Below are 209 nucleotides of genomic sequence, written 5' to 3'. Positions count from 1 at the left end.
AAGCGTTCACGCTGGGTACTGCTGAAAAATAGAGGCAACTTAAATACACGCCAAGATAGCTATCTTACTGAAATATTGAATATCAATAAGGACTTAATGACCACTTATATACTCGGAGCACAACTCAAAGAGCTTTGGTATTGTGAATCAGAAGGGCACGCTAAGGGGCTCTGGGATGCGTGGTGGGAGCAAGTGCAAGAGAGTGGGAT

At 44.0% G+C, this 209-nt stretch carries 1 protein-coding gene; it reads left to right on the top strand.

The annotated features are described in order from the left end of the window. On the top strand, positions 1 to 209 hold a 209-nt coding region (locus BCT34_RS03620), incomplete at both ends, for a transposase (RefSeq protein WP_198594884.1).

The sequence above is a fragment of the Vibrio sp. 10N.261.45.E2 genome (genome assembly GCF_002875705.1).
In the GTDB taxonomy this organism is placed as follows: domain Bacteria; phylum Pseudomonadota; class Gammaproteobacteria; order Enterobacterales; family Vibrionaceae; genus Vibrio.
Note: the sequence above shows the minus strand (reverse complement) of the source record. Positions and strands in the feature narration are given on the sequence as shown.